The organism is Novosphingobium sp. ERN07 (assembly GCF_012641335.1).
Lineage (GTDB): Bacteria > Pseudomonadota > Alphaproteobacteria > Sphingomonadales > Sphingomonadaceae > Novosphingobium.
In genome coordinates, this window is record NZ_JABAID010000006.1 from 207,344 (window position 1) to 223,597 (window position 16,254).

Annotated in this window: 16 protein-coding genes; 5 read left to right on the top strand and 11 right to left on the bottom strand. The window is 62.5% G+C overall.

Going from position 1 to position 16,254, the window contains the following annotated elements; translation table 11 throughout:
* Positions 1–12 precede the first annotated feature (12 nt).
* Positions 13–936 carry an MBL fold metallo-hydrolase gene (locus tag HGI47_RS10960; RefSeq protein WP_168852803.1) on the bottom strand — a complete coding sequence of 308 codons (924 nt, stop codon included), beginning with the start codon at positions 934–936 and terminating at the stop codon, positions 13–15.
* A gap of 36 nt (positions 937–972) precedes the next feature.
* Positions 973–1,176 (bottom strand): DUF2892 domain-containing protein, encoded by a 204-nt coding sequence (locus HGI47_RS10965; RefSeq protein WP_168852804.1) that lies wholly within the window; start codon positions 1,174–1,176, stop codon positions 973–975.
* A gap of 159 nt (positions 1,177–1,335) precedes the next feature.
* Between HGI47_RS10965 and HGI47_RS10970 the strand changes: the two genes are divergently transcribed.
* Together HGI47_RS10970 and HGI47_RS10975 are read left to right on the top strand one after the other, a co-directional pair.
* On the top strand, positions 1,336–1,680 hold the full coding sequence (locus tag HGI47_RS10970; protein WP_168852805.1) for a rhodanese-like domain-containing protein: 345 nt from the start codon (positions 1,336–1,338) through the stop codon (positions 1,678–1,680).
* A 79-nt stretch (positions 1,681–1,759) separates the two neighbouring features.
* Positions 1,760–2,095 carry a helix-turn-helix transcriptional regulator gene (locus HGI47_RS10975; RefSeq protein ID WP_168852806.1) on the top strand — a complete coding sequence of 112 codons (336 nt, stop codon included), beginning with the start codon at positions 1,760–1,762 and terminating at the stop codon, positions 2,093–2,095.
* A 2-nt stretch (positions 2,096–2,097) separates the two neighbouring features.
* On the opposite strand, the gene HGI47_RS10980 is transcribed toward HGI47_RS10975, so the two are convergent.
* Genes HGI47_RS10980 through HGI47_RS11000 form a run of 5 tightly spaced genes read right to left on the bottom strand, consistent with a single transcriptional unit; the run spans position 2,098 to position 6,456 of the window.
* A complete protein-coding gene (locus HGI47_RS10980) occupies positions 2,098–3,210 on the bottom strand; it encodes an alpha-hydroxy acid oxidase (RefSeq protein WP_168852840.1) in 1,113 nt (370 codons plus the stop codon).
* A complete protein-coding gene (locus tag HGI47_RS10985) occupies positions 3,207–4,184 on the bottom strand; it encodes an FAD:protein FMN transferase (protein ID WP_240950136.1) in 978 nt (325 codons plus the stop codon). Before HGI47_RS10985 ends, HGI47_RS10980 begins: the two co-directional genes overlap by 4 nt.
* A gap of 5 nt (positions 4,185–4,189) precedes the next feature.
* Complete coding sequence (locus tag HGI47_RS10990; protein WP_168852807.1) at positions 4,190–5,185, bottom strand: DUF4198 domain-containing protein; 996 nt, start codon at positions 5,183–5,185, stop codon at positions 4,190–4,192.
* Positions 5,186–5,208: 23 nt separating this feature from the next.
* On the bottom strand, positions 5,209–5,691 hold the full coding sequence (locus HGI47_RS10995) for a DUF2271 domain-containing protein (RefSeq protein WP_168852808.1): 483 nt from the start codon (positions 5,689–5,691) through the stop codon (positions 5,209–5,211).
* Between the two features lie 24 nt (positions 5,692–5,715).
* Positions 5,716–6,456 carry a PepSY-associated TM helix domain-containing protein gene (locus HGI47_RS11000; RefSeq protein ID WP_168852809.1) on the bottom strand — a complete coding sequence of 247 codons (741 nt, stop codon included), beginning with the start codon at positions 6,454–6,456 and terminating at the stop codon, positions 5,716–5,718.
* A gap of 282 nt (positions 6,457–6,738) precedes the next feature.
* Between HGI47_RS11000 and HGI47_RS11005 the strand changes: the two genes are divergently transcribed.
* The 3 genes from HGI47_RS11005 (at position 6,739) to HGI47_RS11015 (ending at position 10,738) form a co-directional block, all read left to right on the top strand.
* Positions 6,739–9,135 (top strand): TonB-dependent siderophore receptor, encoded by a 2,397-nt coding sequence (locus tag HGI47_RS11005; RefSeq protein WP_168852810.1) that lies wholly within the window; start codon positions 6,739–6,741, stop codon positions 9,133–9,135.
* A gap of 139 nt (positions 9,136–9,274) precedes the next feature.
* Positions 9,275–10,045: an energy transducer TonB gene (locus HGI47_RS11010; protein WP_168852811.1), complete on the top strand. Its 771-nt coding sequence runs from the start codon at positions 9,275–9,277 to the stop codon at positions 10,043–10,045.
* Between the two features lie 9 nt (positions 10,046–10,054).
* On the top strand, positions 10,055–10,738 hold the full coding sequence (locus tag HGI47_RS11015) for a Fe2+-dependent dioxygenase (RefSeq protein WP_168852812.1): 684 nt from the start codon (positions 10,055–10,057) through the stop codon (positions 10,736–10,738).
* Between the two features lie 3 nt (positions 10,739–10,741).
* Here the strand turns inward: HGI47_RS11015 and HGI47_RS11020 are convergent, their stop codons facing one another.
* The 4 genes from HGI47_RS11020 to HGI47_RS11035 all read right to left on the bottom strand — a co-directional run bounded on the left by HGI47_RS11020 (position 10,742) and on the right by HGI47_RS11035 (position 16,245).
* Positions 10,742–11,275, bottom strand: a complete 534-nt coding sequence (locus tag HGI47_RS11020; protein ID WP_168852813.1) for a RidA family protein — start codon at positions 11,273–11,275, stop codon at positions 10,742–10,744.
* A 119-nt stretch (positions 11,276–11,394) separates the two neighbouring features.
* A complete protein-coding gene (locus tag HGI47_RS11025; RefSeq protein ID WP_240950131.1) occupies positions 11,395–12,417 on the bottom strand; it encodes a glycosyl hydrolase family 8 in 1,023 nt (340 codons plus the stop codon).
* A complete protein-coding gene (locus HGI47_RS11030; RefSeq protein WP_168852814.1) occupies positions 12,407–12,856 on the bottom strand; it encodes a hypothetical protein in 450 nt (149 codons plus the stop codon). Before HGI47_RS11030 ends, HGI47_RS11025 begins: the two co-directional genes overlap by 11 nt.
* Positions 12,853–16,245, bottom strand: coding sequence for a cellulose biosynthesis protein BcsC (locus HGI47_RS11035; protein WP_168852815.1), 3,393 nt, complete (start codon positions 16,243–16,245; stop codon positions 12,853–12,855). The genes HGI47_RS11030 and HGI47_RS11035 overlap by 4 nt, the downstream gene beginning before the upstream one ends.
* Positions 16,246–16,254: the final 9 nt, after the last annotated feature.

Here is a 16,254-nt window from a genome sequence, read left to right on the forward strand (position 1 = left end):
TCTAGGTGCACTTCAGAAAGCGTTGATCGGAAGCTTCAGATAGCGACTGCCGTTGTCCTCGGGTTCGGGCAGGTGCCCAGCCCGAATGTTGATCTGGATCGACGGCAGGATGAGGCGCGGCATACCCAAAGTCTTGTCGCGCGCCTCGCGCATCGTCACAAAATCGTCCTCTGAAACGTCGCCATGCACATGGACATTGCCGGTGCGTTCAGCGCCGATGGTGGTTTTCCACACAAAGGTATCGCGGTTCGGTGCCTTGTAATCGTGGCAGAGGAACACCCGCGTTTCATCGGGCAACTGCATCAGGCGGCGTATCGACCGGAACAGCGTGCGGGCATCGCCGCCGGGAAAGTCGGCCCGCGCGGTGCCATAGTCCGGCATGAACAGTGTATCGCCCACAAACACTGCATCGCCAATGACATAGGCCATGCAGGCAGGCGTATGGCCGGGCACATGCAGTGCCACCGCGGGGATGCTGCCCAGCGCGAAAGATTCTCCGTCCTGCATCAGTCGGTCGAACTGCGAACCATCGCGCGCGAAACTTTCCGGCTCGTTGAAGATGGTGCCGAACACGCCCTGTACGGTCAGAATATCGCGCCCGATCACGATCCTGCCGCCCAGATGCTCCTGCAAATAGGGCGCGTCGGACAGGTGATCGGCATGGGCGTGCGTTTCGAGCAGCCAGTCGACGGTCAAACCCTCGGCACGGACATAGGCGATGACGGCATCCGTCGAAGCGTGGGTGATGCGGCCCGATGGCTGATCGAAATCCGCAACGGAATCAATGATCGCCGCGCGCTTTGTCGCCGGATCGTGGACCACGTGGGTTGCGGTGAAGGTCGGCTCGTTAAAGAAGGTGCGGATGATCGGGGCGGTGCCGCCCGCCACAGTTTCCGTTACTTGCGCTATGGCTTGCCGGAGTGCGGTGTCACTCATTGGTCGCTGGCCCTTTCAGCAGACGGAAGGTTGGCGTTATTTGAAGACATTGCCGGTGCGCACACCGAGCTTCTTGAAGGCCATTGCCGCCGGGCAGAAGCCGGTGAAGCCAGCGACGAGCAGGCTGAGGCCCGCAAAGGCAGTGACCCAGAGGAAGCCGGAGTTGACCCAATGGGCCAGTGCAACGCTGGCCAGCACGACCAGTCCGGCAAAGCGGAATACGGCGGTTTCTACGGTCATTCCATTTCTCTCCTGCCTGCCGCGAAGAATCGCCGCGTCATGAATTCTGATTGACGAATATAATAGAAATATGATATTAGAAAGCCATAATGTTATGAGCCCTGCTTTTCGTCTGTCAATCAGGGCAGGCCGAGGGCAAATGGAAGAAAGGTCGATCGGATGATGTTTGGCTTTGGCAGAAGCAGCACTCCCAAACACAACGAAGTGACCGCGCAGGAACTTCATGAATTGGTGGAGGCCGGGCGGGCGCTTGTGGTGGACGTGCGCGAGGTCAACGAATTTGCCGAAGGGCATATTCCCGGTGCGGTGAATATGCCGCTTTCAGGATTCCAGCCTTCGCAACTTCCCGATGCTGGCGGAAAAACGCTTGTCCTGAACTGTTTGGGCGGCAAGCGGTCGGGCATGGCGCTGGACAAGTGCAGTACGGCGCAGACTGTGGTCGATACCCATCTCGCTGGCGGCTTTAACGCATGGCAGTCGGCCGGTTTACCTGTCGAGCGTTGATTTGGTGGCGGGTTCTCTTCATTCCCGCCGCCAACGTGGTATTGCGGGATGACGACCGTCGTTTTACGGAGCTTCGACCATGAAGCCGACCGACCTGACCGAACTGAAAAGTAACGCCAACCGCATGGCCGGGCGGCTGCGGCTGATGAGCCATCCGGAACGCCTGCTGATGTTGTGCCGGATGGATGAGGGTGAGGTTTCGGTGACGGAACTGGTGGAACTTACCGGGCTTTCGCAATCGGCGGTATCGCAGCATCTTGCGCTGCTGCGCGAAGAAGAGGTCGTGACGACCAGAGGCGAGGCGCAGACGCGCTATTACAGCCTGAAAGACCCCATCGTGCGCGGCATCATCCACGCGATGTGCGAACTTTGCGCCGAATATGGAGCCGGAACAACGGTGGCCGCAAAGGCGTAAGGTCAAGAGGTGGCGGGGTTGCCGAACAGGCATTCGTTGTCGATTTCGTCCAGCGTGCGGCAACCCGCAAGCGCCATCGCCAGTTCGAATTCGGCGCGCAATACCCGCAAGGCATGGGCGACGCCCAATGCGCCTGCCGTGGCAAGTGCATGGAGGATCGGGCGCCCCACCATTACCGCACTTGCCCCCAATGCCATCACACGCAGCACATCGGTGCCGCGCCGCACGCCGCCATCCATCAGGACCGGAACTTGCCCATTAACGCTGCGCGCAATGGCAGGCAGCAGGTCAATGGCCGCTGGCACGCCGTCTAGCGTGCGCCCGCCGTGATTGGATACGATCAGGCCGTCGATGCCGCAATCCAGCGCGCGGCGGGCGTCTTCAGGATCGACGATGCCTTTGAGCAGGATGGGGAGGCGCGTGAGGCTGCGCAGCCACGCTATGTCCTGCCAGTCGGGCGCGCTTTCCAGCAGCGGGGTGCCGAACAGCAGTGCGCCTTCCGGGCTGGGCGGCGGAGTGCGCATTCCTTCGAGATTTACCGCGCGGATATGGGGCGGGAAGGCAAAGCCCGCGCGGGCTTCGGCATTGCGCACGCCGTTGACGGGAGCATCCACGGTGACAACGAGCGCGCGATAGCCCGCCGCCTCTGCCCGCGCGACAAGGCGTTGGGTGAAGGCGCGGTCGGGCTGGATATAGAGCTGGAACCACGGCGCACCGGGCGCAGCGGCGGAAATCTGTTCGATTGGTTGGCTGGCTTGCGTGCTGACGACCAGCGTGCTTCCGGTGGCCGCAGCGGCAAGCGCGGTGGCTGCTTCGCCATCAGGGTGGACAAGGCCGTGGAACGCCATCGGCGCGATCAGGATCGGCGCGGCCATGTCACAGCCGAATAGGCTTAGCGCCGTCGATGCGCCACACATCGGGCGCAGCACGCGCGTGCGCAGAGGCAGGCGGGTGAAAGCGGCGACATTTTCGCGCAAGGTCCATTCATCGCCTGCGCCGCCGTTGATATAGGCCCACGCGCCGGGTTCGACCCGCGCCTGCGCATAGGCTTCGTAATCGCTGAGCGAGGCGATCTGCGGGGGAATGTGCGCTAGTGGAGGCAGAAGGCCGGTCATAGCATCGCCCGTAAAGCAGGGCTGAGCCATTCTGCGCCGGATCGCAGCACGATGCGCGCGGCAAGGTCATGCCGAATGGCGAGCATCTGCGCATCCGGCAATGCAACAACGCTGAGCGCCGTCGCCCAGGCATCGGCTTCCATGCACTGCTGGTGGATCACGCTGACGGCCGTGGTAGCGTGAATGGCAGGGCGTCCGCTGCGTGGATCGAGCGTATGGGCACCGCGCAGATAATCGCCCGACGTGGCGACGGAAAGCTGGTGCAGCGCGACGCGCAACGGCGCAAGTGCAAGGCCGGGCGGGCATTCCAGATCGACCCACCACGGATCGCCATCGGGCCGTATCCCGCGCCCGGTGCATTCCCCACCGATGTTTACAAGCGCGTGGACAAGGCCAAAGTGGCCAAGCAGATCGGCTACGGCGTCGGCGGCATAGCCTTTGGCGATGCCCGAAAGATCGAGCCATAGGCCGCCGGGTTGGTGCAGCATGGCCGTGTCTGGCGCGAAGGCCAGCTTGTGCCAGCCTGACAGGCGCAGCGCTTCGGCAATGGCGGTTTCGTCCGGTTCACCTGTTGCGGGACGCGGGCCAAGGCTCCAGATATCGGTCAACCGGCCTTGCGCCGGGTCGAACGCGCCCTCGCTATGGCGCGCAATGCCGAGCGCGCAGACCATTACTGTCGCGAAATCCAGTGGAAGCGCCACTGCACTTTGCGCAGCAGCGTTATTGTATCGTGAGAGGTCGGAGTCCGCTTCCCAGTGGCTCATTTCGCGCACGATGCCGTCAAGCCGTGCGTCAATGCGGGCTTGAAGATCGGCAGCCGTGATATTGGTACCGGCGGGCAGGGCGGCCTGCACTTGCCATGTCGTGCCCATCGTTTGCCCGCTGATCCTGCAAAGCGGCGCTGCGGGATCGAATCCCCGCAGTGCCGCTGCATCGATATCGGTCGGCACCGCGATGCGCGGTGCCGGGGCCATGTCGATCACGGAGCAAGCACTTCCAGAGTAGCAGTGTAGCTCATGCGGCGCTTGGCGGCCTTGGGGTTGGATGGTTTTTCATCTGTAAGGCTGGCATTCAGCCAATAGAAGCCTGCGCCCGGCCAGTTAACAGTGAGCAGGCCTTGCGCATCGGTCTTGAGCTTCTGCGTTTGATCCCTTTCCTTATAGCGGCGGCCGCCGGGGATCACTTCCACTTCAAGCCCCGCAGCGGGCTTGCCATCGACAAGGAAGCGGAACTGGCCGGGTTCGTTCGACACGAGATCGGTGGGCAGCGTTACTGGCACGAATTCCAGCCCCTTGCCCGTGGGCTTGAGCAGGGCATCGCTGGGTTCGCCTGCCGTCACGAAGAATTCGTTACGGCCGACCGTTTCGGTAAGGGCAAGATCGGTTGCGCCAGCGGGGATTTCATCGACAGTGGCGACGATGTGGCTGGGATCGATCTGCGGGCGTCCACTCGGAGCGCCAGCGGGGCCGCCTGCACCGGAGCCGCCTGCACCGGGGCCACCTGCGCCGGGAGCGCCAGCAGGCGCGCCGGGAGGAGGCATCATGCCCTGACCGGCAGGCGGTGCGCCCGGAGCAGCACCGGGTGCAGGGGCGGGAGCAGGTGCTGGGCCACGACGACGACCGACCATCCACGGTTCGCCATTCACCTTGAACGTGCCGCCGATGCCGTTGTTTTCCATACCGATGCGCCATGTGCCGGGCTTGTCGATCTTCACGTCGAACGTGGAGCGATAGCGCCCGCGCGAGGCATTTTCGACTTTGCCCATCGAACCATCGGGTGCCCATACCTTGACGTTTTCAGCCGGAAGCGGCTGGTGGTTCGGTTCGAACGGCGCGGTGGATGCGCCCATGTCCACTGTCACGCTCTGCACGGTATCGGACAGCACGGTGGTGGAGGGCAGGAGCCAGGCATTGTGCGCGGCTGCGGGAGCAGCGATGCCTGCGACGGCTGCAAGCAGGAAGAACTTGGCGGTCATGGATGAACCTTTCAGCTTGAAAATCAGCGGGCGGAGATGACGATGGCGCTCAGTTCGGACTTGCCGCTGGCTTTGCCATTTGCGGCAGGAATGGTGAGCGGCTGCGAAACCAGTTCGCGCCCGCCATCTTCGCGCGCGGCCTCTACGTGGAGCGTGTAGGCACCGGGTTTGATGTTCGCGGGGATGGGGATGCGGTGTGCGCCGGGCGCGCGGGTTGCGCCGCTCACGCCATTGGCGGGCAGCTTCAGGCTGCGGCCACCCTTGCGCCACCATGTGCGCAGGTCTGCCAGCCACTTGGTGCCCGGCTCGTTACCCACCTTGTCGACATCGTACCATACAGCCAGCGTCCGCGCCGCGCCGCCACCGACAGGTTCGATCCATGCGGCAAGGTAGGGCACATGGTATTCCGAAACCGCGATGCGCGGGATCGTGACGGTGATCGTCCCGGCTGAAGCGGCGGTCGGGGCGGCGATCACGCCCGCAGCAAGGATCAGGCTTTTCTTCATAAGGCTTTGTCCAATCTTACGAATTCATGCGTGCATGAAAAACAGGATGATGATCAGCGGAATCGCCGTGCCAAGGCCCACAAGTGGCCATGTGGTGGTGCGGTTCTTTGCGTGGAGTTGCAGCAGGAGCAGGCCCGTGAACGTGAACACCACACAGGCGACCGCCAGCACATCGATGAACCAGAACCATGCCACGCCGGTGTTGCGGCCCTTGTGCAGGTCGTTGAAAAACGAGATCCAGCCGCGATTGGTCTTTTCCGCCTCTACGTTGCCGGTGGCGCGATCAATGCTGACCCAAGCATCGCGACCGGGACCGGGCACCGCGACATAGACTTCGGCGTCAGACCACTCCGCCGCAACGCCGTGCGCCTTCACGCCCACGAGGCGCTGCACCTCGTCTGCAATGGGTGCAGGCAGCGGTTTGGCATCGGTGGCGGCGGCAGAGGCAGGGCCGTCCTCAAGCGTTTTGAGCGAGGCTGCGGGCAGTTGCGCCTGCGCGGTTTCCACCTTGGGTTCTGCCCCGATTGTGGCGGCATGATTGAGCGTGAGGCCCGTGACCGAGAACACGAACATCGCGGTGAGCGAAACGGCGGCGCTGATCCAGTGCCATGCGTGGAGCTGCTTGAGCCAGAACTGGCGCGATGACTTTGCTTTGCGGCGCGCGGCCTTTGCGGCGGTGGCGTTTGCGTTGGCTGGGGATCGATCGCGCGGATTTAGAGCGCGCGGCGTGTCATCCGCGCGGCTTCCCGCATCCGTTCGTTCCATAACGTCCAAAGCAAGGCCTCCCGGTATCTTCGCTGCCCCATTCGATGCGCCGCATATCCCCTTAATGCGAACGATGCGCAAGAGCGAAATGTACAATAAATTGTCGCAGTGCTGTGAAAATGCCGGAAAATCCGGTGTTTTAGGGGGAAGTCGCCACCCCCAAAGCGCAAACCTTTCGTGAATTATGAATGAAACTCAATGTGGTTACGTTGACAATGCGAGTGATTCGCAATAGCGGGCCTCCCGCAGATCGAAACCTTCCATTCACGATCGGGGGAATACATGACCAAATCGAGATCAGTGCCGTCTTTCCTGGCGCTTAGCTGCGTAGGGGCGATGACCTTTACCGGCCCAGCGCAGGCGCAGGAGGCCAGCGAAGGCCAGCGCCTTGGCGGTATGACGGTGACCGATACGGCGATTGAGGAGCCGCAGGTCAAGGTGGAGCGTGCCGCATCGCCCAAGTATACTGCGCCGCTGCTCGACACGCCGCAGACGATCACGGTGATCTCGTCCAAATCGATCCAGCAGCAGAACCTGCTGACGCTGCGCGATGTGCTTCAGACGGTGCCGGGCATCACGTTTGGCGCGGGCGAGGGTGGCTTCGGCTATGGCGACCGCATCATCCTGCGCGGGCAGGATGCCAAGAACGACGTGACCATCGATGGCGTGCGCAGTTCCGCTTTCCAGAATCGCAACGAGACGTACAATATTGAACAGATCGAAGTGTCCAACGGTGCCAATTCCGTATTCAACGGCGGCGGTTCGGTGGCGGGTAACATCAATCTCGTCACCAAAAAGCCGCTGGCCAACGATCAGAGCGTGATCAGCGCTGCCGTTGGCACCGACAACTATTATCGCGCCACTGTAGATATCAACCGCCGCGTGACCGATCTGATCGCGGTGCGCCTGAACGCGGTCTATCATGAAAATGATGTGCCCGGTCGCGATGTGGAATTCTACAAGCGCTGGGGCGTGGCACCATCGATCACGATTGGTGTGGACAGCCCGACCAGCCTGACGCTGCAGTATGAACACCTAAACGACGAGGCCATGCCGCAGTACGGCTTGCGCTATTACGCCAACCTTGGCGGCTTCCTTTCAGACTTCGACCGCAGCGGGTATTATGGCTTTGCCAATCTTGACAAGCAGAATTCGAAGACCAACGCAGTGCAGGCGATCTTCAGCCACGAACTGGGTGAAGGGGTGAGCATCCGCAACCTGACGCGGTACGAACATATCGCGCAGGACACCGTAACCAGCCAGCCCACCGGCACGTTCTGCCTTGCGTCCACCGGCCTTCAACCCGGAACGTTCGCGGTGCCTTCGGTCGAAGCGGCGTGCCCGGCTACGATTCCTGCGGGGTATTACCTGCCCACCGGCGGGCGTGGTGTGCAGCGCTTCATCAACAACAGCACGTTCTACGATCAGCTTGATCTGACGGCCAACTTCTCGACCGGGGGCATCGAACACTCGCTGGTCATCGGCGGTTCGGCGCTGTGGGAGGAGTTCGATCAGACCCAGGGCAACCTGCCGCGCAATGCCGATGGCACGACGCCGACCTTCGCCCTCGTCAACATCGCCAATCCCGGTGAAGTGGTGCAGGGGCCTGACGGTTTCACTTATGGCAGCAATGTCTACACTGGCCCGGTCAATTTCATCTTGAGCAGCAAGAACCGGGGCAAGCGCCGAGCGATCTCGGCCTACGCGTTCGATACGATGAAGTTTGGCGATATGTTCGAGCTGACCGGCGGCGTGCGCTATGAAAACGTGCGCGGTTCCAACCGCACGGTGTCCTATGCCACGACCGGCGCTACGCTGGGCCAGATCAGCGGCACGACCGGGCCGTTCGAGGACGAGAACAACCTGTTCTCCTACCGCATCGGTGCCGTGTTCAAGCCGACGCCGGATACCAGCCTCTATATTGCGACCGGCACGTCGAAGAACCCTTCGCAGACGGCGGTTGACGGTTCATGCGCTGTCGCCACCTGCAACCTTGCGCCCGAAACGACCAAGAATTATGAAGTAGGCGCAAAGGCCGATCTCTTCGACAAGAAGCTGCTGGTGACGCTGGCATGGTTCCGCAACGAACGTGACAGCATTCGCGTGCCGTCGGGCGATCCTACGGTTGTCGAACAGCGGCTGGACGGGAACCAGCGCGTGCAGGGTATTTCGTTCGGCGCATCGGGCAATATTACCGAAAACTGGACGATCTCGGCCAACTACATGTATCTGGATGCCAAGATCCAGCAGGGCGTATCGGACTTCTGCCTTGCCAATCCGGGCACGGCATGCGGCACATCGGCAGCATTCCCCAATCCCACGGGTGGCACGCAACTGACCAACACGCCTGAGCATTCGGGCAGCCTGTTCACCACCTATCGCTTCGGCTTCGGGTTGGAACTGGGATATGGCGTGACCTATCAGGGCAAGTTCCTGCTCAATTCGCCCACGCTGGCACTACTCACGGCGGGCACTTATGTGCCCTATTACGTGCCGAGCTATACGATCCACCGCTTCATGGCATCGTACCCGATCACCGACCGCCTGATGGCGCAGGTGAACGTGCAGAACTTCACCAACGAGAAGTATGTCACGACCGTGCGCAATGCCTTGGGCGGAAGCTGGGCGCAGCCCGCGCCGACGCGCTCTGCGGTGTTCAGCCTGAACTACAGCTTTTGATCTGAAATGAGGTGATGTCAGGCCGCTTCGCCAAAAATGGGGCGGCCTGACACATTTTTGATCACGGTCATTTTAAATAATGCGAATCTATTGCAAAAGCGCTCTTGCATTTGACAGTGATTCGCAGTTGGAGTGCGGCATGTTCCTTGAACGAGATGATTTCGTGATTGCGGACGAGCAGAGCGAGTGCGCCGCATATCCATCGCGTGGTTCGGTTGCGCCGGTCGCTTCGGGACTGGCTGTCGATACCCCGTCGGGCGGGCGATATGGTGAAGGGCGCAAATCCAGCTTGCCCGGCGTCGCCTTGGCCGTCGCGGTTCATCTTGCGATTGTGCCAGTTCTGCTAGGGCTGAGATATCAGGCCGTGGCCAAGCAGGAAGACCGGTTCGTTGCGGTGAACCTCACGCCGCCCCCACCGCCGCCCCCTGCATCCACGCCTGACAAGCTGCAGCAGCAGAAGCTGGAAACGCGCATCACGCCGCCGCCTGTGCCGCTGATGATCCCGGTGTCGCAGCCCATGCCGGTTCCAGTGGCCGATCCCGTGCCGGTATCGCAACCTGTTGCAGTGTCGGCCCCGCCTGCGCCGCCCACACCGCCAGCGCCGGTTGCCGCACCATCCACGATTACGTCGGATTCGCTCGGCACACGCATGGTTGCTGGCCAACCGCCGCGCTATCCGGTGGAAAGCCGTCGCCGCAAGGAACAGGGCACCGTCGAACTTCTGCTCGTGCTGGGCATCGATGGCGCGGTTGAGGCGATATCGGTCGTCAGGAGCAGCGGCTTTGCCCGGCTTGATGATGCAGCGCTTTCTGCCGTGCGCCGCTGGCGTTGGCAGCCCACCACGCGTGGGGGAGCGGCGGTAAAGGTCAAAGGCGTGGTCGAAATTCCCTTCGTTCTACAATCAGCCTGACGATTTTCGATGCTGCTGCCCATTCCCGCTCTGTTGCGGCCCGAAGACGTTACTGCGCTTCGCGCGCTGATCGATGCCGCCGATTGGGAAGATGGCAATGCCACCAGTGGCCATCAGGCGCGGTTGGTGAAGCACAATCTGCAATTGCCGGAAGATTGTGAAGCCGCGCGCGATGCCGGGCAGATCGTACTGGCAGCGCTTTCGGGCAACCCGCTGTTTATCGCCGCTGCGCTGCCGCTGCGCATCTATCCGCCGATGTTCAACAGCTACGCCGGTGGGCAGACCTATGGCCTTCATGTTGACAATGCGATGCGTCTGCGGGCCGGAACCGATTTTCGGGTCCGCTGTGATCTGTCGATGACGGTCTTCCTTGAAGACCCGGCAGCCTACGATGGCGGCGAACTGACCATCGAAACGCGCTTTGGCGCACAGACGGTCAAGCTGGCGGCGGGGGATGCCGTGCTTTATCCGTCGTCGTCCTTGCACATGGTGCAGCCCGTTACGCGCGGACGCCGCGTGGCCAGCTTTTTCTGGATCCAGTCGATGGTGCGTGATGACGCCGCGCGCGATACGCTGTTCGAACTGGACCAGTCCATCCAGACCCTTGCGGCGCAGGTGGGGCAGGGTGACCCGGCGATTGTTCGTCTGACCGGGGTCTACCACAATCTCCTGCGCCAGTGGGCCGAAGCTTGAGCGTTACTTCTTCTTGGCGGCGATCGCCTCGATCTCGATCAGGAACTGCGGAGCGGCAAGGGCTGCGACCTGAAAGGTGGAACGGGCGACCGTGCTGGGGTTTTCGGGCGTCTTGAAAAACAGCTTGAAGCCTTCATTCGCACCGGCAAAATCCATCTTGCCCAGGTTCGGGTCGGCGGCGACGAACAGCGTCAGCTTGATAACATCGGCCATCGTGTAACCGCGCGCTTCAAGGATCGTCTTGATCTTGGTGAGCACGCTGATGGTCTGCGTTTTCGTATCGCCGTAATCGGCAATGGTGGCACCGGGCTTTGCCGGATCGAGCGGCGCTGCAAGCTGGCCCGACAGGAAGATCATGTCGGTTCCCGCCTTCACATCGGCGGCTTCAAGGATCAGCGCGTTGGGGTTGGACTGTATCTTGGTTACTTGCGCAACGGCAGTGCCGGGCAGGGCGGAGGCGATAAGTCCGGCAGTCAGCGATGTGAGCCATCCTGCCGCGCGCAAGGATTTCCAAAGAGAAAACGGGCTGTGCGACATTGAACACTCCTTACAGATGCCAGCCTGCAATCGCGCGCAATCGCGGTGATCTGCAGGAACTGCCATCACATTAGGATTGCCCTGCCGTGCGCTCGAATCCTTTGTTGAGAAGAGGGCGGTCAGACCAAGTAGTGCGCCAGCAATTGCAGGATCGCAGAATAATAATCCTGATCGAGCGTTTCGGGCTGCGGACCGCCCAACACGCGCGCCGCCACGGCCTGCCCACCCGCGGACAGGCCATAGGGAGCGACCTCTCCTGATTGCACATCAATCCAGGCCGGAATTTGCGCTCCACTGGTGGACAGGCCGCGCCACCATGCGGCTACGGAATCGGCCACCGCCATGCGGCGGCCCGCGCTGGCATAAAGCGGCACACGGATGGCATCGAAGCCGAAGCGGGGCGGCTTGTCGCTGGCGGGTGATAGCTTGCCGTCGGGTGCGATTTCGAACCAATCGACCGGCAGTGAATGGTTGCCGAACCGCGCGGCGGTGAGCAGCTTTATGCCATCGTCCGTAACCGGCGCCCAAACCGCTTCGCCATCAAGCGCGGCAAAGGCATCAAGTGCGGACCATATGTAGTATGATGGGTTGACCACGGTGCGATGTGCGTCGGAAAAGCCTTGCAACCCCGGCAGCAGCACCAGATGGCCAGCACGCTCTACCACAAGGCGGCTGCGGATAGCGCTGCGAATTTCGGTCGATTGGCGGGCATAATCGGACCGCTTCCACGCCTTTGCTGCGCGGGCCAGTGCCCATGCGATCAGGATATCGCCATCGGTAGCATTGTTGCGATCCGCCACGGCCACGGCATCGCGTGGATCGTATTTCCATGCGTGGAGCGTCACGTCGTTGCGACGCAACGTTTCGGCAGTCCATCGTGCAAGCGAATCAAAGGTTTCCCGGTCGTTGTTAAGGCTGGCCAGCAACATGCCATAGCCTTGTCCTTCGCTGTGGCTGATGTTGCCATTGCCGTTGTCGATCACGCGTCCGGCGGGCGTGATGAAGCGTTCGCGGAAGGCAGGCCAGAAGCCTTGGCGCACTTTCGCATTGCCGCTGGGCACTTTGGCGCAGGCGGCGGTCAGCACGGCGATACCGCCGAGAATGACATCGCGGCGATCAAAACGCAGGGGATCAAACTCCATGACGCAGTTCGATTTTCCGTTCATGCCAAGTGGCGGAAGTTTGAACATTGGCGGCGCTACCAAGCGCGCGGAAGCAGGCATCGAAGGTGCCGCGCAGAAGTTCGACGAGGAATGGGCGTGCGGCGGGGGAGAGCACATCGGGACGAAGAAGACCCGGATCGTGTTCAACCACCAGCGCGGTTTCATCCACGTCCAAGTGGCATTCGCCAAGGTCCAGTTCGCTCCATAGGCGGTTTAGGTGCATCTCAAGGTCGTTCAGACCTGTCACCTGATCCAAACGGATGCGAGCGGCAAGACGCTGGCCGAGCGCAAACCCAAAGCCCGCGATCTGCTGGGGCGAAGCGGCATCTGCCAATTCGGCAACAACTTCGGAAAGGATCAGCGGAACGCCGGGCGAGCGGGTGCTGCCGAAGGCTTCACGCAGGGGCATCTGGATCACCGGGTTCCTCCAATCGCCTGCCGAATTCCTATCAGCGAGCGGAATTCCTCGTATTGTCCGAAGCTTGTGAACGAAATGTTGCCGCCGACCTGCGTATTGGGCGAAACCTTGTAATAAACTTCGCCGCCTGCCGAGATGGCAAAGCCGGTTCGGCTCAGGCTGTCGTAGCGAGCGCGCACATCGGTGTTGAGGTCTTTCAGGGCATCGAGAATGGCCTGTAGCGCCGGGTCGGTGGGATAAAGCGCGGTTTCATCCTGGCTGAAGCTCTGGAAACCAGGTGTCAGGTTTGCCTTGATGTCCAGCGTTTCGCTTTCCAGCGTGTAGTTGATCGGGAAGCCGATGGACAGGAAGCTTTGTGGGCTGAAGTAGCCGCCGTGGCCGTAAGTGAAGAAGTTCTGATTGTTGTCGTAGGTCTGGTAATTGGCATTGATGCCGCCAGTCAGTTGCGATCGTTCACCTTTTACCAGGCGAAGATAGCCGCCGACGTTGGCCTCGATCCCGCGATTGTTGCGGACGTTGGCGCCACGATACTGGTTGTAGGCAACTTCGCCGTAAACGCCGTTGCCGTTGCGATCATAGGAGAAACCCGCGCCGCCGCCGGTGCGCATGACCTGCCCCCAGCGCTCCCCGGTAACGGGATCGCGGGTGCCGGCATAGGATACAACGGAATCGGTGACCGGTTTGCGCTCTGCCCATGCCTTGGCTTGCACGCCGGGTGAAAGTTCGGGTGTGATTGCGGCGCGGAAGGTGGCTTTGGTTTCGCCCATGCCGATGGGCGTGGTGCCGCCTTCGACCTGCACTGTGCGATCAGCATAGCCGACGGTGAACGCGACGCCGGATGCCTGTTGCGTTTGTGCTTGGCTGAGAACGGCGCGCTCTTCATCGACGATGGCCTGCGCTTCGATAGTGGCGTTCTGGCCGAAGCGGGCGAGGCCTGAGCCGATGGGGCGACCGGAATCGATCACCACGGCCTCGGCGCGCGCCTTCACGCGGCCACCGGCAAGGCCGGTCGAGAATTCGGCAGTGCCCTTGATCTCGCTCATCGCGCTGAGGCCGGTTTCACCCTTGCGGCTGCGATAACCGGTCTGAAGATCGGCGCGGGGGCGGGCGTCCTCGCTGAGCGTTTCGATATCGGAGGCGATGGAGGCAAGGACCGGATCGACCGGGCCAGCGGGCACGCCTGACTCGAAGCCATTGTCCGCCGCTGGCATGGCTGGCGCGGGCACCCCGAACGACCCGGCAGGCGCGCCGCCCCATGCGGCGGGCGACTGCGCTACCATTGATGGCATTGAGGCGACCGGTGCAGCGGAGGCATAGGCTTGGGGCGTATAGCTGGTACTGGCGTATGTGTTGCCCACGGGCTGCGACGGCAAGCGAGTGCCATTTCCCAACGCGAAAGGATTTACTGCAACAGGTGCCGGGGCAGCAAAGGCCTGCGCGCGGAAGGGATTGCTGTCCGCCGCGCCAGTCGTGGCGGCGAATGGGTTTGCGCCCGGCGCGATGGCCGTGGTGCCGCCGTTCTGGCGGGCATAGAGTTCGCGCGCTTCCTTGAGCAGACGCACGGCGGCGCCCTTGTCCCCCCGATCCTGCGCCACGCGGGCAAGTGTGAGGTGGACCTGATAGTCATCCGGGTAAGCAGCCAGCGCACGATCTGCGGCCTGCTTCGACAGATCGCGGTCGCCCGCACCCTGCGCGGTCTGCGCAAGGCCGAGCAGAGCGTCTCGGTTGCGGGCATCGCGGGCGAGCACGAGTTGATAGGACTGCGCGGCGCGGGCAGCCATGCCGCCGTTTTGGTAAAGGCGGGCGAGTGCGGCAAGGATTTCGGTATTGTCGGGCGCGGCGTTCCAGGCGCCCTGCAGCAGATCGAACGCAGGCGCGAACTGGCCGGCAAGGCGCATCCGGTCTGCTTGCGAAACTGCAAGGCCCGCTGACATCCGCGCCACCGCGCGCTGTGCATCGGGTGATGAGCCGCCGAGTGCAGAGGCCTTTTGCAAGGCGGTCCGCGCCAGATCATCGCGCCCCGTGCTAGCCAGAACGCGCACCAGCGCATCGTAACCACCAAGGTCGGTGATCTCACCATCCAGCGCCGACTGGGCGAGGCTGGCCGCGCTCGCTTCGTCACCCAGATCATAGAGCGCGCCAGCCACTTCGGCCCGGCGCGCAGCGGGCAGCGAAGGCACGCTGGCAATCTGGCGAAGGGCCGAGATGGCACCAGATTTCTGCCCGGTTTCGGCAAGTGCCTTGGCGCGGGCGATGGCGGCTTCGATCTTGATCGAGATCGAGAAGTTGCGCATCGCCGGGCTGCGGCGGCTTTCGGGCACGCGCTCTACCAAGGCTGAGGCGGCGAGCAGGTTGCCAAGATCCTTGTTGATCAGGGCAGCAGCATAGAGCGCATCAGGGTCGGTCGACTGGGCGAGCGAGCCGACCAGAGATTCCGCTTCGGCACGGCGACCGCGCCCGATCATGAAACGGGCAAATTCGTAGCGGATCCAGGGATCGTTGCGATCTGCCACAAGCCCGCCCTGAAATTCCTGCTCGGCGGCATAGTCATCACCCCGCGCCATCGCGGCCAATGCTCTGCCTCTGGCGGCGCGGCTGGCAAGACGGGCTTCGTCGGCACCGCCACCGGCACTGGCCTGGCGATAAAGATCGGCGGAATCGGCAAAGCGACCCTGCTTTTCATAGATCTGTGCAAGCAGTTCCAGCGCGGGCTGCGGTTGGGCATATCCGAGGCGGACGGTGTCTTCGGCAATGGCTTGGGCCTTATCGATATAGCCCTTGTTGAGCGCTTCACGAGCGTCTTCAATACCGCCGAAGAAGCGGGCGGAGGCGAACGCTTCGGTCCAGCGGCCTGCGCCGGGCAGGCGGGAAGCCCGTTCGAGCAGATCGCGCGCTTCGGCAAAACGGTTCTGCCGCAGGCGCACGATGCCAAGGCCGCCCAGTGCATCGCCATCGTTGCGGTCGGCCGCCAGCGCCCGTTCAAAGCGTGAAGCAGCGGTGGAAAGGTCACCGGAATCGAGCGCGGAGAACCCGGCGACGCGGGCAGTTCCGGCGGTGCTGGAGGCCGTGCGGGCCGGAGCGGTGGAAGGGTTGCGCGGTGCTGGTGCAGGCTTGGCAACAGGCGCCGCACGGGCAGGTGCCGGAGCCGGTTTCGCCGCTGGAGCAGGTGCCGGTTTGGGGCGTACAGGCGCTGCCTCTGCCGCCGAAGGATCGAGCGCGCGGGCGCGGCGTAGCGCTTGGTCCGCCAGATCATTGCGGCCTTTGGACCGCCAGTAGGCCGCCTGATCGAGCAGGGCCTTCACTGCGGGCGTTTCAGCCAGGGCGACGGTGGGCATGGTTACACCAGCCAGCAGGCCTGCGACGAGTGCGACCCGCACGGAACTTTGCATGCGGCGCAT

Bases quoted from the DNA above. Each gene is read 5' to 3' on its own strand.
- HGI47_RS10960 (WP_168852803.1), bottom strand. From the start codon at position 936: ATGAGTGACACCGCACTCCGGCAAGCCATAGCGCAAGTAACGGAAACT.
- HGI47_RS10965 (WP_168852804.1), bottom strand. From the start codon at position 1,176: ATGACCGTAGAAACCGCCGTATTCCGCTTTGCCGGACTGGTCGTGCTG.
- HGI47_RS10970 (WP_168852805.1), top strand. From the start codon at position 1,336: ATGATGTTTGGCTTTGGCAGAAGCAGCACTCCCAAACACAACGAAGTG.
- HGI47_RS10975 (WP_168852806.1), top strand. From the start codon at position 1,760: ATGAAGCCGACCGACCTGACCGAACTGAAAAGTAACGCCAACCGCATG.
- HGI47_RS10980 (WP_168852840.1), bottom strand. From the start codon at position 3,210: ATGACCGGCCTTCTGCCTCCACTAGCGCACATTCCCCCGCAGATCGCC.
- HGI47_RS10985 (WP_240950136.1), bottom strand. From the start codon at position 4,184: ATGGCCCCGGCACCGCGCATCGCGGTGCCGACCGATATCGATGCAGCG.
- HGI47_RS10990 (WP_168852807.1), bottom strand. From the start codon at position 5,185: ATGACCGCCAAGTTCTTCCTGCTTGCAGCCGTCGCAGGCATCGCTGCT.
- HGI47_RS10995 (WP_168852808.1), bottom strand. From the start codon at position 5,691: ATGAAGAAAAGCCTGATCCTTGCTGCGGGCGTGATCGCCGCCCCGACC.
- HGI47_RS11000 (WP_168852809.1), bottom strand. From the start codon at position 6,456: ATGGAACGAACGGATGCGGGAAGCCGCGCGGATGACACGCCGCGCGCT.
- HGI47_RS11005 (WP_168852810.1), top strand. From the start codon at position 6,739: ATGACCAAATCGAGATCAGTGCCGTCTTTCCTGGCGCTTAGCTGCGTA.
- HGI47_RS11010 (WP_168852811.1), top strand. From the start codon at position 9,275: ATGTTCCTTGAACGAGATGATTTCGTGATTGCGGACGAGCAGAGCGAG.
- HGI47_RS11015 (WP_168852812.1), top strand. From the start codon at position 10,055: ATGCTGCTGCCCATTCCCGCTCTGTTGCGGCCCGAAGACGTTACTGCG.
- HGI47_RS11020 (WP_168852813.1), bottom strand. From the start codon at position 11,275: ATGTCGCACAGCCCGTTTTCTCTTTGGAAATCCTTGCGCGCGGCAGGA.
- HGI47_RS11025 (WP_240950131.1), bottom strand. From the start codon at position 12,417: ATGGAGTTTGATCCCCTGCGTTTTGATCGCCGCGATGTCATTCTCGGC.
- HGI47_RS11035 (WP_168852815.1), bottom strand. From the start codon at position 16,245: ATGCAAAGTTCCGTGCGGGTCGCACTCGTCGCAGGCCTGCTGGCTGGT.